Origin of the sequence: Xanthomonas sp. JAI131 (assembly GCF_013410075.1) — a bacterium.
Taxonomy (GTDB): Bacteria; Pseudomonadota; Gammaproteobacteria; order Xanthomonadales; family Xanthomonadaceae; genus Xanthomonas_A; species Xanthomonas_A bonasiae.
Window position 1 is genome coordinate 182,250 of the sequence record NZ_JACCCN010000004.1, and the last position, 12,813, is coordinate 195,062.

12 protein-coding genes and 2 pseudogenes are annotated in these 12,813 nt (G+C 70.8%); 7 read left to right on the top strand and 7 right to left on the bottom strand.

Going from position 1 to position 12,813, the window contains the following annotated elements; all coding sequences use genetic code 11:
• Positions 1-133 precede the first annotated feature (133 nt).
• Positions 134-223 (top strand): annotated as a pseudogene (locus tag HDC36_RS17395) (transposase); the annotation flags it as partial.
• A 2-nt stretch (positions 224-225) separates the two neighbouring features.
• Here HDC36_RS17395 and HDC36_RS17400 read toward each other — a convergent pair.
• The 3 genes and pseudogenes from HDC36_RS17400 to HDC36_RS17410 all read right to left on the bottom strand — a co-directional run.
• Positions 226-519, bottom strand: a pseudogene (locus HDC36_RS17400) (transposase); the annotation flags it as partial.
• Between the two features lie 391 nt (positions 520-910).
• Positions 911-1,693, bottom strand: a complete 783-nt coding sequence (locus tag HDC36_RS17405) for an SDR family oxidoreductase (protein WP_179569808.1) — start codon at positions 1,691-1,693, stop codon at positions 911-913.
• Complete coding sequence (locus tag HDC36_RS17410) at positions 1,690-2,016, bottom strand: nuclear transport factor 2 family protein (RefSeq protein ID WP_179569810.1); 327 nt, start codon at positions 2,014-2,016, stop codon at positions 1,690-1,692. The genes HDC36_RS17405 and HDC36_RS17410 overlap by 4 nt, the downstream gene beginning before the upstream one ends.
• Positions 2,017-2,118: 102 nt before the next feature.
• On the opposite strand from HDC36_RS17410, the gene HDC36_RS17415 reads away from it, so the two are divergent.
• Positions 2,119-3,030: a LysR family transcriptional regulator gene (locus HDC36_RS17415; RefSeq protein WP_179569812.1), complete on the top strand. Its 912-nt coding sequence runs from the start codon at positions 2,119-2,121 to the stop codon at positions 3,028-3,030.
• On the opposite strand, the gene HDC36_RS17420 is transcribed toward HDC36_RS17415, so the two are convergent.
• Both HDC36_RS17420 and HDC36_RS17425 read right to left on the bottom strand, forming a co-directional pair.
• Positions 3,027-6,341 (bottom strand): ankyrin repeat domain-containing protein, encoded by a 3,315-nt coding sequence (locus tag HDC36_RS17420; RefSeq protein WP_179569814.1) that lies wholly within the window; start codon positions 6,339-6,341, stop codon positions 3,027-3,029. The genes HDC36_RS17415 and HDC36_RS17420 overlap by 4 nt on opposite strands.
• The gene (locus HDC36_RS17425; RefSeq protein ID WP_179569816.1) at positions 6,334-6,594 is read right to left on the bottom strand and encodes a YcgL domain-containing protein; all 261 of its coding nucleotides are present in this window, start codon (positions 6,592-6,594) and stop codon (positions 6,334-6,336) included. The genes HDC36_RS17420 and HDC36_RS17425 overlap by 8 nt, the downstream gene beginning before the upstream one ends.
• Positions 6,595-6,815: 221 nt before the next feature.
• Between HDC36_RS17425 and HDC36_RS17430 the strand changes: the two genes are divergently transcribed.
• From HDC36_RS17430 to HDC36_RS17450, 5 genes are read left to right on the top strand one after another with little or no spacing between them, the layout of a single operon-like run.
• Positions 6,816-8,015, top strand: coding sequence for a beta-ketoacyl-[acyl-carrier-protein] synthase family protein (locus tag HDC36_RS17430; protein ID WP_179569818.1), 1,200 nt, complete (start codon positions 6,816-6,818; stop codon positions 8,013-8,015).
• 8 nt (positions 8,016-8,023) lie between these two features.
• Positions 8,024-8,806, top strand: a complete 783-nt coding sequence (locus tag HDC36_RS17435; RefSeq protein WP_179569820.1) for a beta-ketoacyl synthase chain length factor — start codon at positions 8,024-8,026, stop codon at positions 8,804-8,806.
• A complete protein-coding gene (locus tag HDC36_RS17440) occupies positions 8,803-9,624 on the top strand; it encodes a glycosyltransferase family 2 protein (protein WP_179569822.1) in 822 nt (273 codons plus the stop codon). Before HDC36_RS17435 ends, HDC36_RS17440 begins: the two co-directional genes overlap by 4 nt.
• A complete protein-coding gene (locus HDC36_RS17445; RefSeq protein ID WP_179569824.1) occupies positions 9,621-11,246 on the top strand; it encodes an NAD(P)/FAD-dependent oxidoreductase in 1,626 nt (541 codons plus the stop codon). Before HDC36_RS17440 ends, HDC36_RS17445 begins: the two co-directional genes overlap by 4 nt.
• Before the next feature lie 55 nt (positions 11,247-11,301).
• The gene (locus tag HDC36_RS17450; RefSeq protein ID WP_179569826.1) at positions 11,302-11,625 is read left to right on the top strand and encodes a hypothetical protein; all 324 of its coding nucleotides are present in this window, start codon (positions 11,302-11,304) and stop codon (positions 11,623-11,625) included.
• 64 nt (positions 11,626-11,689) lie between these two features.
• On the opposite strand, the gene HDC36_RS17455 is transcribed toward HDC36_RS17450, so the two are convergent.
• On the bottom strand, positions 11,690-12,607 hold the full coding sequence (locus tag HDC36_RS17455) for a hypothetical protein (protein ID WP_179569828.1): 918 nt from the start codon (positions 12,605-12,607) through the stop codon (positions 11,690-11,692).
• 15 nt (positions 12,608-12,622) lie between these two features.
• Positions 12,623-12,778, bottom strand: a complete 156-nt coding sequence (locus tag HDC36_RS17460) for a hypothetical protein (protein WP_179569830.1) — start codon at positions 12,776-12,778, stop codon at positions 12,623-12,625.
• Between the last annotated feature and the right edge of the window lie 35 nt (positions 12,779-12,813).

Here is a 12,813-nt window from a genome sequence, read left to right on the forward strand (position 1 = left end):
CACAGGAAGTGATCTGCCCGCCGTCAGGCGGGCTTTTTTCGCTCTGACGCCGCACCGAAATGCACAGGCGCGGCGACATCCTCCAGGTTCGAGTAGCACCTGCAGCTGGCGTCCGATCCCCTACCCAAGGGAGATCAAGAACAAACGTTTTTCCGAAGAGCAGATCATCGGCGTCCTGCGCGAGGCCGAAGCCGGCGTGGCGATCAAGGACCTATGCCGGCGGCAGCGCAGAGCGTCGACCATGGCTCCGAAGCAACCGGCCACAGCCAGCGCCGGGTCTGCTGGTAGACCGCTTCCCGTGGCGGGAAGTCGTTGCGCATCAGCCGCCAGGGCGCTCCGGCATGCGCCATCCAGCAACGCATTGAACATCGACCGCAGCGCGTACTTGTGCTGCGGAGCATGCTCGCTCGTGGAACTCAGACAGGGTGCCGCGATCGTCCACTCTTCGTCGGAAATGTCGGTCGGATACGGACGTTGCTCTGCATCCAACCGCGATGGCCGGAGTGGATGCAAGTTCATCACACGCTCCAGGAAGGCTGCAGTGGAGCAAACGCCACAGGCTGGCGTGGCCGCCAAGGGCCGTGCGCGAAGTGAAGTGGAGTGCCGAGAGGCAGGGCTTCGCATCGTTGCGCGGAGGCGGCTCGTCGGCGCCCCGCACATCCCTTCACGATGCAGGCCCGGGCGCCGACGGCGGATCGGCGACGGCCGGGTTTGGCAAGTGCAGGTCTCCTGGATTTTCCCGCTGGCCGGCGCCAGCCATCGATGGCGCCGCAATGCGCTTTTTCAGATCCACGCGTTGCCGCATGTCGATGGCCGACGATCGTCCGCGAAGGACGTGCATCACTCCGCGACCATCGTGCGAAGCGCCTGGCGAGGGGTTCGCCGTCATTCGGCCGGTTGCGGCTGTCGGCTACAGGGTAGGAACGGTGCCGCCGTCGATCCGATACTCCGCCCCTGCGATCGAAGCGGATCGCGGGGAGGCCAGGAACGCGATCAAATCGGCGACCTCGTGCGGTGCGGCGGGCCGGCCCACAGGAATTCCTCCCAGCCAATCCATGACGATCTTCTTGCCGCCCTCGTAGTCCGTTCCGGCTTGGTCGGCCATGCGCTGCGCAAACACGACGGACGCCTCGGTCTCGATCCAGCCCGGCGCAACGCTCAGCACGCGAACGCCTTTAGGCGTCACCTCTCGTGCCAGCGCCTTGCTGTAGGTGGTGAGGGCGCCCTTGGCCGCGGCATAGGCCGTCGTGGACTCGGGCAGAGGCAGCACGCGCTGGATCGAACTGACGTGGATGATGACGCCGGCACCTTGCGCCAGCATCGTCGGCAGCAGGGCACGATCCAGGCGCACGGCGGGCATCAAGTTCAAGTTGAGTTCGGCGTACCAGTGCTCGTCGCTGATCGCCGCGAAACCGCCGCCGGGAGTGTTCGAACCGCCGAGCACGTTGATCAGGATGTCGGCGCCGCCCCACTCCTTCAGGACGGTCCCAGCGAGGTGACTCGTGCCCTCCGCCGTCGACAGATCGGCAGCCACGTAGGTGACCCCCTCCACCGGTTGCGCTGGCACAGTGCGCGCGGAGGTCACCACCCGAGCGCCCGCCTCTACAAGGGTTTTCACGACTGCAGCGCCAAGACCCAGCGTGCCACCGGTGACCACGGCCCGCAGGCCGTTCAATTGCAGGTCGAAGCTCATGCGGTGATCTCCAGCGAGGCGATCAGGCCGCGTTCGAGGCGAAAGCGGTAGGACAGCACGATCGGGCTGCCAGGGAAGTTGCCGGTACAGTTGGCGCGGACGAGTTGGACGCCGTCCTCTTTCTCGATGGCGAACGGCACGCTGGTCGCGCTGTACTTGGCCGTTGCCTCGGCCATGAAGGCCTTGATCGCGTCGACGCCCGTGTAGGTATGACCGTCGTCCTTCATGACGGCTTGCGCCGTGAAGCACTGCGCCAAGGCTTCAGGGTGTTGTTCGGCCGCGAAATAGGCGGCGATCGGCTCGGGAAGGGTCACGGCGTGCATGTTGTTGGCTCCATGAGGTCGGTGAAGGCCCCAGGATGCGTGCCAGTGTGAAGTTAGTGAATATCCTAGAATTCGGATAGGTTGTGTAGGGAAAAATACATAATGCGCGGATCCGACTTTGCCGAGCTGAAGGCCTTCGTGGCCATCGTGGAGCGCCAGAGCTTCGCCCGGGCTGCGGAGCATCTGGGTCTGTCGCCTTCGGCGCTCAGCCAGACCATCCGTCAGCTCGAAGGCCGCATCGGCGCTCGCCTGCTGAATCGCACGACGCGAAGCGTCGCGCCGTCGGCCAGTGGCGAACTGCTGTACAGGCGCATCGCTCCGCTGTTTCGGGAGATGGCTGCCGCCGTAGCCGAGGCCAGCGAAGCGACAGGACAGATGAGCGGCACGCTGCGCATCAATACGCTGGGGATCGCAGCGAGAACCATCATTGCGCCCCGGCTTTCACGCTTCCATCGAGCGCACCCCGACGTGGTGCTCGACATCGTGGTCGACGACGCGCTTGCCGATATCGTCGCTGGCCGCTTCGACGCGGGCATCCGCGTGGGTGGGCGGCTCGAGAAGGACATGGTTGCCGTCCGCCTCACGCCGGACCTGAACATGGTGGCCGTGGCCTCCCCGGACTACCTCGCACGTCGAGGAACCCCCAAGTCGCCTGCCGAGCTGCATGACCATGCATGCATCAACTGGCGGCTGCAGATGGACGGCAGGCACTATCGCTGGGAGTTCGAGAAGCGCGGGCAACGACTCGAAGTGGCGGTGGACGGCCCGGTCGTCACCAACCATGCCGACATCGGCATCGCTGCCGCGCTGAACGGGCTCGGCATCGCCTATCACTTCGAGCGGGACGGCGTGGGCGAATTCTTGGCCCAGGGAAAGCTGGTCCAGGTCCTGCCGGACTGGTCGATTTCGCGCCCGGGGCTGTTCCTCTACTATCCGAGCAGGCAACATCGCCCCGCCCTGCTCGGTGCGTTCATCGACTGTCTGCTGGATCGAACGCCGTTCGATCGGCCCTAGCGGCTCTCGCGCAGGAACCGGGCCATCGACGACACCCCCGGCAGCGCCGGCTGGAACTGGCCGGCGACGTCGACGAAGCCGCGCATCACCGCGATCTCGCGCGGCGGGCGGTTCAAGGTGTCGCGCAGGTCCGGGTCGGCGCCGGCGCGCAGCAGGCGCTGCACCAGCAGCGGCAGGCCGTGCAACGCGGCCAGGTGCAGCGGGCCGAAGCCGCGCGGGTCCTGCACGTCCAGGCTCACCTCTTCGTCGAGCAGGCGCTCCACCCCGGCCAGCACTACCGGCTCTTCGCAGGCGGTGCCGGGTTCGGCGCGCGCGCCGAGCAGCAGCAACAGCGGGGTCACCCCGCCGGCGGCGCTGCGGTCGGCTTCGGCGCCGGCCAGCAGCAAGGTGTCCAGCAACGCCAGCAGGCGCGACTTGTCGCGCGCGGTGAAGCCGTACAGCGCGGCGCAGTGCAGCGGCGCCAGCTGTTGCGCGTCGCCGGCGTGCACGTCGGCACCGGCGGCCAGCAGGCGCGCGGCGATGTCCGGCAGGCCCAGCGCGCAGGCCAGCATCAGCACGGTGACGCCGCCGGGCAGGCGGTGTTCGATCTGCGCGCCGGCGGCCAGCAGCGCGGCGACGATCTCGGTCTGGCGCATGCTCACCGCCGCCGACAACGGCGTGGCGCCGCTGCCGGCGGCGTGCTGCAGGTTGGCGCCGCGCGCCAGCAACAGGTCCACCGCCGCGGCATGGCCGCCACCGGCGGCGCGCAGCAACGCGGTGCAGCCCTGCGCGTCGATCGCGTCCACCGGCAGGCCCAGGTCGATCAGGCGGCGGATCGCGTCGGCGTCGCCGACCATCGCCGCGGCCGGCAGGTCGGCCTCGCGCAGCGGGCGCCGCGGCAACGGCCAGATCCGCCAGTCCAGCCAGTCGGCCAGGTCGCGGCGGCCGCTGGCCAGGGCCACGCCCAGCGGGGTCTGGCCGTCGGCGGCGCGCGCCTCCGGCGAGGCGCCCTGCTGGATCAGCAGCTTCAGCGAGGCCTCGCGGCCCAGCGCCGCAGCCAGGTGCAGCGCGGTCATGCCGTGGCTGTCGCGCGCCTCGCGGTCGGCGCCGCGTTCCAGCAATTGCAGCTGCAGGCGCAGCCAGCCCAGGCGCACCGCCAGCGACAGCGGCGGATCGCCGGCCGGCGACGGCGCGAACGGGTCGGCGCCGCGTTCGAGCAATTCCAGCGCGAACTGCTCCAGCGCGCGCGAGGCATGGTCGTGCTGGGCGCAGGCGGCCAGCAGCCGGGTCAGGCCGCCGCGCCCGGCCGGCGACACGCCCTGGCGCAGCATCGCCTGCAGACTGGGCACCGCTTCCACGCCGCGCGAGAGCAGCGCGAACATCGGCGTGTCGCCGCAGGCGTCGAGCACTTCCGGCGCGGCGCCATGCGCCAGCAGCCACTCCACCGCCTGCGGGTTCAGCGCCAGGTGCGGATCGTGCAGCAGCGCGCCCAGTTCCTCGGCCGCGCACAGCCGCGCCAGCGCCGCCAGGCCGTCGCGCTGGCCCAGTTGCAGGCCTTCGCGCAGCAGTTCCAGCGGCGGCCGGTCGGGCAGGCTGGCGCTGCCGACCTCGCCCTGGCCGTCGCTGACCGCGGCCGGCAGCGGGTAGTCCGGGTCCAGCGCGGACACGATCGCCCAGCGCCCGGCCTCGGCGGCCAGATCGACCGCGCGGCGGCCGCTCTGGTCCGGCTGCGCGGCCGCGATGCCCAGTTCCAGCAGGCGCCGGATCAGGCCCGGCGAGACCTGGTCGGCAGTGCAGGCCAGCAGCACCGCGTTGCGGCCGTCGCCATCGACCGCGACCAGGTCCGGCTTGTGCGGCAGCAGGTGTTCGAGCACCGCGACGCGGCCATGCCGCGCCGCTTCCAGCCACGGCGTGCGGCCCAGCGCGTCGCGCGCTTCCAGGTTGGCGCCGGCGCCGAGCAACGCATCGACGATTTCCACATGCCCGGCCTGCGCCGCCTCGTGCAGGGCGCTGCGGCGCTGGCGGTCGCGCGCATCGACCCGCGCCTTGTGCTTGAGCAGCATCTGCACGCCGGCCGGATCGTCTTCCTCGGTGCCGGCCGCGGCCAGCAGCACCGGGCTGCCGTCGGCCGGCTCGGGCTTGGCGCCGCGCTCGAGCAGGAACTTGCCCATGCGCCAGTTGCCGACGTGGCAGGCCACCGCCAGCGGGGTCAGGCCGTCGCGGTTCAGCGCGTCCAGCTCGGCCGCGGCATCGCGTAGCAGGGCCGCCACGCCCGGATCGGAACTGCGCGCGGCGTGGTGCAGCGGCGTGTTGCCGTCGCTGTCGCTGGCGCGCGGATCGGCGCCGTTGGCGAGCAGGGTCATCACCGCCTCGGGGCGGCCGTGCCAGCTGTCGCGGGTCGCCGCGAGCAGCGGGGTCATGCCCAGGTGCGGCTGGTTGACGTCCACCCCGCGCACGATCAGCTCGCGCAGCAGGCGCAGGTCCGGCAACACCGCGGCCAGCACCGGCAGGCTGCGCTGGTCGCGCCAGTCCGGCGCCGGCAGCGCGTGCGGGTCGGCGCCGGATTGCAGCAGCTGCAGCGCGCGGTCCACGCGGCCGCCGCGCGCGGCGTCGTACAGCGCCGCATGCAGTTCGTCCGCCGCCGGCGCCGCTTCGTCCTCGCGCGGCGCGGCCTTGGCGCTCAGTTCGGCGAACAGGTCCGCCGAGGTCGCCCGCACGGGCAGCGCCTGCGGCGGCGCCACGCGCTGCAGCAGGGCGTGCAGCAGCGGCGACAGCAGCGCATAGGCCAGCGCCAGCGGCCAGCGCGCCGCGGCGGCCAGCAATCCGGGCCAGGCCAGCAGCACGCCGACCCCGGCCAGCAGCAGCACCAGCGCCGCCACCGCCAGGCCGCGCCAGGCCTGCACGTCCTGCTGCGCCAACGCATGCCAGCGCGCGCCCAGCGCGCCGCCCTCGCACTCGCTGCCGTGCCACAGCGGCCAGGTGCGCCACAGCCCGAGCAGCGCCGCGCTGGCGGCCACGCTCAGGGCCAGGGCGGCGGCCAGGCTGCCGCTGTCGCGCAGCGCCGCCAGCGGCCAGGCCACCAGCAGCGCGACCAGGCCCAACCCGCCGGCCCACAGCGCCAGCAGCGGCAGCAGTTCGCGGCCCAGCGCCGGCACGCTGGCCGGCCGCGGCCGGCTGCCGCGGGACCAGGACAGCGCCAGCGCGAACGCCGGCTGCGCCAGCCACGCGCCCAGCGCCGCGGCCAGCGGGCCGAACCCGGCGACCAGCGCCAGCAGCGCGCCCAGCGCGGCGGCGATCCAGGGAGCGCGCGCGCGGAAGGGGGATTCAGTCATCGTGTCGATCGGTCCGGCCGTCGGGCAGCGGCGGCAATTGCAGATGGAAGCCGCAGCCGGCCAGGTTCGCGCGTACCGCCGCGGGGTCGGTCCGGGCCAGGGTGCGCTCGGCGGTCAACGCCACGTCCAGCACGAACACCAGCGGCTGCAGCGACGCCAGCAGCGGCGGCGGCAGACAGCCGAAGTCGTCGCGCTTGGCGAGGTAGAGATAGGTGTCCGGCTTGCGTTGGCTTTTGTAGACGTAGGCTTGCATGCCCGTGGCGTGCGCCTGGCGTGGAAAGGCAAGCGATTGTGGAGGAAATGCGCCAGCGGCGAAAGCGCGCGCGCCGCGCTGCATTTATAAACGCATGCGCCGTGCCCGTTCACGTTCAGCGTGGGCGCGCGCGCTTCACGGCTTCGCGGACCGCGTCGATATACTCCCCTGATCCATTCTTTACGGAATATCGCGTGACCGAAGCGTCCCCGTCGCCCCGCATGGCACCCGTCGCAATTCGTGCGTACACCGCGACCACCGCGCTCGGCAGCGGATTGCAGGCCCAGGCCACGGCCTTGCGCGAAAGCCGCAGCGGCCTGCGCCGCAACGATTTCGGCGCGCAGCCGCTGCCCTGCTGGATCGGCCGCGTGGACGCGCTGGAGACCTTGCCGCTGCCGCCGGCGCTGGCCACATGGGAATGCCGCAACAACCGCCTGGCCTGGCTGGCGCTGCAGCAGGACGGCCTGCGCGAGGCGGTCGCCGCCGCCGCGCAGCGCCATGGCGCCGAGCGCGTGGCGGTGGTGATGGGCACCTCCACTTCCAGCATCGGCGCCAGCGAAGAGGCCTATACCCGGCTAGACCACGACACCGAGGGCGCGCGCTTTCCCGCCGACCTGGAGCGGCCGATCGTGCACACGCCGCATTCGCTGGGCGATTTCGTGCGCGCCGCCACCGGCCTGCGCGGCCCGTGCATCACCGTGGCCACCGCCTGTTCGTCCAGCGCCAAGGTGTTCGCGCAGGCGGCGCGGCTGATCGCCGCCGGGGTGGTGGATGCGGCCCTGGTCGGCGGGGTGGACACGCTGTGCGGCAGCGTGCTGTTCGGCTTCAATGCGCTGCAATTGGTGTCGCCGGAGCTGTGCCGGCCGTTCGACGTGCGCCGGATCGGGCTGTCGCTGGGCGAAGCCGGCGGCTACGCGCTGCTGGAGCGCACCGATGCCGCCGCCGCGCCGCCGGCGCTGGCGCTGCTGTGCGGCTATGGCGAATCCAGCGACGCGCACCATATGTCCGCGCCGCACCCGCAGGGCCTGGGCGCGCGCCTGGCGATGGGCGGCGCGCTGCAGCGCGCGGGCGTGGACGCTGCCGAGATCGGCTACCTGAACCTGCACGGCACCGCCACCCCGGCCAACGACAGCGTCGAGGCCGCCGCGGTCGCCGCGCTGTTCCCGGCCACCCTGCATGCCAGTTCGACCAAGGCCTGGACCGGGCATACGCTGGGCGCGGCGGGCATCGTCGAGTCGGTGTTCGCGCTGCTCGCGCTGCGCGACGGCCTGCTCCCCGGCACCCTCAACAGCGAACAGCCCGATCCCGAGTGCGGCCCGCAGATCCGCTTCGCCAATGCCCACGCACAGGTCCGTTACGCGATGAACAATTCCTTCGGCTTCGGCGGCAACAACTGCTCGCTGCTGTTCGGCCGCGCATGAGCACGCCGATGTTGACCGCGACCCTCGAAGGCATCGGTTTCTGGACCGCGGGCCTGCCCAGCTGGGCGGCCGCGCGCGCGTTCGCCGCCGGCAGCGGCGGCATCATGGAGACGCCGGCGCGACCGGCCTCGCAACTGCTGGCGCCCAACGAGCGGCGCCGCGCGCCGGACACGGTGGCGGTGTCGCTGGAAGTGGCGCTGGCCGCGTGCCAGGACGCCGGCCGCGATCCGGCCGCGCTGCCGTCGGTGTTCACCTCCACCCACGGCGACCTGGCGATCACCGACTACATGTGCACCACGCTGGCCAGCGATCCGCTGGCGATCTCGCCGACCAAGTTCCACAACTCGGTGCACAACGCCGCCGCCGGCTACTGGACCATCGGCGCCGGCGCCACCGCCGCGGCGACCGCGATCAGCGCGCACAGCGCCAGCTTCGCGCAGGGCCTGCTGGAAGCGCTGTCGCAGCTGGCCGCCGGCGAGGCGGCGGTGCTGCTGGCCGGTTACGACAGCCGCTCGACCGGTCCGCTCGGCCGCGTCTCGCACAGCGATGGCCTGCTCGGCGGTGCGCTGGTGCTCGGCGCCGCGGCGCTGCCCGGCAAGCCGCGCCTGCGCGTGCACCTGGCCGATGGCGACGCCAGCGCCAGCGACGGCGACGGCGCACTGGCGCGGCATGCCGCGGGCAACGCGATGGCGCCGATGCTGGTGCTGTTCGACGCACTGGCCGCCGGCGCCGCCAGTTGCACGCTGGATGCAGGCGGCGGCCGCTGCCTGCACGTGGAGCTGCAGGCGTGAGCCGGATCGCGCTGATCGCCGCCGATGCCGCGATCCTGATTCCGGCGCTGAACGAAGCGCTGCGCATCCGCGAAGTGGTCGGCGACGCGCTGGCGCACTGCCCGCGGGTGATCGTGGTCGACGACGGCTCCGACGACGGCACCAGCGATTGCATCGCCGACCTGCCTGTGACCCTGATCCGCCATCCGCAGCGGCGCGGCAAGGGCGCCGCGCTGCGCAGCGGCTTCGCCGAAGCGCAGCGCCAGGGCGCGCGCGCGGTGATGACCATGGACGGCGACGGCCAGCACAGCGCCGCCGATTTCCCGCGCCTGCTGGCCGCGGCCAATCGCCATCCCGGCTGCGTGATCGTCGGCGCGCGCCTGCGCAAGCGCGCCAGCCAGCCGACCATCCGCCGCATCGGCAACGACTTCGGCGACTGGGGCATCGCCTGGGGCTGCGGCTTCCGCCTGGTCGACAGCCAGAGCGGGCAGCGCCTGTATCCGCAGGCGGTGTACACCCTGCCCAACGTGCCCGGCGAGGGCTTCGTGTTCGAGGCGCAACTGCTGATCTCCGCCGCGCGCCAGGCCGGCGCGCGCGTGGTCGCGGTGCCGATCGAGACGCGCTACGCCGACCAGACCCCCGGGCAGTTCCGCAAGAGCCATTTCCGCCTGGTGCGCGATCTGTGGAAGATCACCTCGCACGTGGTCGTGCAGGTGTGGCAATACGGCCATGTCGTGCGCGAATACCGTCGCGTGCGCGCCAATCCGGTGCTGATCGACGACGCCGCTGGCGAATTTCCCGCGGTGCCCACCCCTTTCGACAAGGAAGAAACGCCATGAACCAGCAGCATGCGGATGTGGTCATCACCGGCGGCGGCCTGGCCGGGCTGACCCTGGCCCTGCAGTTGCGCCAGCGCGATCCGCAGCTGCGCATCAGCGTGCTGGAACGGCGCGCGCATCCGGTGCGCGAGGCCGCGTTCAAGGTCGGCGAATCCTCGGTGGAGATCGGCGCGCACTACTTCGCCAACGTGCTCGGCCTGCACGAGCATCTGGAGAGTGAACAGATCCGCAAGTTCGGCTTCCGCTTCTTCTTCTCCGACGGGCGCGAGGACATCGACCGCTGCACCGAGCTGGGCGTGAGCCAGCTGCTGCCGACGCCGTCGTGGCAGATCGACCGCGGCCGCTTCGAGAATTTCCTCGGCGAACGCGCACGCGCGCTGGGCATCGAGTTCATCGACGGCTGCACGGTGCGCGGCATCGACCTGGCCGACGACGACGCCGACCACCAGGTGCGCTACGAGCGCGACGGCGCCGCGGCGACGCTGCGCGCGCGCTGGGTGGTGGATGCCAGCGGCCGCGCCGGCCTGCTCAAGCGCAAGCTCGGCCTGACCCAGGACAACGCGCACAACGCCAACGCGGTGTGGTGGCGGGTGGACGGGCTGGTGGATCCCAATGCCTGGTCGCAGGACAGCGCCTGGCTGCAGCGCTGCACGCCGCCGGACCGCTGGCGCTCGACCAACCACATGTGCGGCCCGGGCTACTGGTTCTGGCTGATCCCGCTGTCGTCCGGCGCGCATTCGCTGGGCATCGTCTGCGATGCGCAGATGCACCCGCTGGAGACGATGAACACGCACGAAAAAGCGATGGCCTGGCTGCGCACGCACCAGCCGCAGGTCGCGCGCACGCTCGATCAGAGCCAGCACGCGCTGCAGGACTTCCTGTTCCTGCGCAAGTTCTCCTACGGCTGCAAGCAGGTGTTCTCGGCGCAGCGCTGGGCGCTGACCGGCGAAGCCGGCGTGTTCCTGGATCCGTTCTATTCGCCGGGCAGCGACTTCATCGCCATCTCCAACACCTACATCTGCGAACTGATCGAACTCGATCGCGCCGACCGCAACATCGCGCCCTACGCCGAGTTGTACCAGCAGCTGTATTTCTCGTTCTACGAGAACACCCTGACCCTGTACCAGGACCAGTACCCGCTGTTCGGCGACGCGCAGGTGATGCCGGTCAAGGTGATCTGGGACTACACCTACTACTGGGCGCTGCTGGCGCCGCTGTACTTCTCCGAACGCATCGCCGATCTGCCCATGCTGGGCCGGCTGCGGCCGGAGTTCACCCGCGCGCGCGCGCTCAACCTGGGCATGCAGGCGCTGTTGCGCGACTGGGGCCGGCACAACGACGCGCAAGGTCGGCCGGACGCCGATGGCCGGCTGCTCGACCAGTACCTGATCGGCTGGTTCCACCAGCTCAACGCGGCACTGCGCGAGGAGCTGGACGACGCGGCGTTCCTGGCGCGCCTGCGCGGCAACGTCGCGCGGATGGGCTGGCTGGCGCGCGAAGTGCTGAGCCAGGCGCGTGCGCAGCATCCGCAGATCGACGACCACGGCCTGGACGCGCTGCTCGCCGACATGCTGGAAGGCGAGAGCTCGCTGGCCGACACCTGGTACGCGCGCGCCGCGTGAGCGCCGGCGACGCACGCTGCAGCACGTTCTTGAAGCGGTTCCGCGGGAGTCACGCATGAAGGCAAACATCTGCATCCTGATCCTGGGGACGCTGGCGGCGCACGCTTCCGCGCAGACCCAGCAGCTGGACCGCAGCGACCGGATCCTCCACCAGGCCAGCGACCTGATGCCATGGTGCGAAGCTGAAGCGCGCTATCGCTACATGCTTCAGGGTGTCAGCACCTTCCAGTGGTCCGGGTCTTACCATGACCGCAGCAACATGCTGTTCGTCGAAGGGCATCTGCGTGCCGGCGGCGAGGACGTGGCGGTGCATTGCCGCGCGGTCAGCGGAGCGCGGACCCAGGATGCGGTGATCGAGATCGACGCGCCGCCGGGCTGACGCACGCGCGCCAAGCCCGTCCCGCACCTTCCACGGACGCTGCGCCATGCAGCGCCGCCTGGATTCACGGGGATGCCTGCGCTCCGTCGTCCGCTTGCCCGTCGTCCGGTTCCGGCGGCGCTGCCTCACCGCCGAAGCGATCGAACACATTCGGATCGAACAGGCTGGCGTTGGCGATGTCGCCGGTGGAGATCACCTTCGCCGCCGGCAGTTCGGAACCGGAGAAGATGTCCTCGGAGTAGTTTTCTGTCACCACCACGCGCAATGTCTGCGCATCGCGGTAGCCGCTCCACACCGGGACCAAGCGCAGGTACGGCGAGGCGTCCGCGCGCAGCGGCGGGATCCATTCCAGCCAGCCGGCATAGACCTTGCGGTCCTTCAGCGACAGTAGCACCGGCACCGGCGCGAGCAGGCCGTCGCTAGTCTCCAGTGCGTCCAGGCGATCGGCCGGATGCACCTGCGCATCCAGCGCAGCCTGTTCCGAAGCCGAGCGCGGCGGCAGCAGGCGCGACAGCCAGCGGCCCAAACGCAGCGGTGGATGCCACAGCATGCGGATCGCCAGTTCGGCGACGAAGCCGCGGGTCCGGACCTGCTCCACACGCAGCACACTGAGGAAGAACAACCGCTCCAGGCTGTTGTAGGTGCCGGTGCCATACAGCCACAGCGCCGCTTCGTCGCGCGGCCAGAACCAGTTGATCCACACCCGCAGCGCCAGGCAGACGAGGAAGGCGAGCAAGGCGGTGCCGATGCCCGGATACGGCGCGACCAGATGCAGCAGCCGCCAGGCCTCCTGACCCCAGGCGGTGGCCATCAACAGCACCGCCAGCACCCGCGCGACCGCCAGCGCGACGATGCCGACCAACGCCGAGGCCAACAGCAGTTGCTCCTTGCCCTGGCGCGATGCCCAGTAGGAGGTGATGAAGGTGAAGTTGACGAACAGGTAGCCGCCGATCAGCGGCAACAGCAATTGGTTGAAAGGCATTCCTTGCCCCTGCGGCTATTTGGAGCGCTTCGCCTCGACGTGGCCCCTGACCGTCCGCGCCAGCTTGCTCACCGCCTGGCGCCCGGACTCGCTGTTGAAGAACGCCTGCAGGTCCACGCGCACGCCCGACCCGGTGAACACGGCATAGGTGCGGTTCTTGAGTTCGGACACGGTCGCAACCGTCCCGCCCGGGACCCGGCTAGGGC

Bases quoted from the DNA above. Each gene is read 5' to 3' on its own strand.
- HDC36_RS17405 (WP_179569808.1), bottom strand. From the start codon at position 1,693: ATGAGCTTCGACCTGCAATTGAACGGCCTGCGGGCCGTGGTCACCGGT.
- HDC36_RS17410 (WP_179569810.1), bottom strand. From the start codon at position 2,016: ATGCACGCCGTGACCCTTCCCGAGCCGATCGCCGCCTATTTCGCGGCC.
- HDC36_RS17415 (WP_179569812.1), top strand. From the start codon at position 2,119: ATGCGCGGATCCGACTTTGCCGAGCTGAAGGCCTTCGTGGCCATCGTG.
- HDC36_RS17420 (WP_179569814.1), bottom strand. From the start codon at position 6,341: ATGACTGAATCCCCCTTCCGCGCGCGCGCTCCCTGGATCGCCGCCGCG.
- HDC36_RS17425 (WP_179569816.1), bottom strand. From the start codon at position 6,594: ATGCAAGCCTACGTCTACAAAAGCCAACGCAAGCCGGACACCTATCTC.
- HDC36_RS17430 (WP_179569818.1), top strand. From the start codon at position 6,816: ATGGCACCCGTCGCAATTCGTGCGTACACCGCGACCACCGCGCTCGGC.
- HDC36_RS17435 (WP_179569820.1), top strand. From the start codon at position 8,024: ATGTTGACCGCGACCCTCGAAGGCATCGGTTTCTGGACCGCGGGCCTG.
- HDC36_RS17445 (WP_179569824.1), top strand. From the start codon at position 9,621: ATGAACCAGCAGCATGCGGATGTGGTCATCACCGGCGGCGGCCTGGCC.
- HDC36_RS17450 (WP_179569826.1), top strand. From the start codon at position 11,302: ATGAAGGCAAACATCTGCATCCTGATCCTGGGGACGCTGGCGGCGCAC.
- HDC36_RS17455 (WP_179569828.1), bottom strand. From the start codon at position 12,607: ATGCCTTTCAACCAATTGCTGTTGCCGCTGATCGGCGGCTACCTGTTC.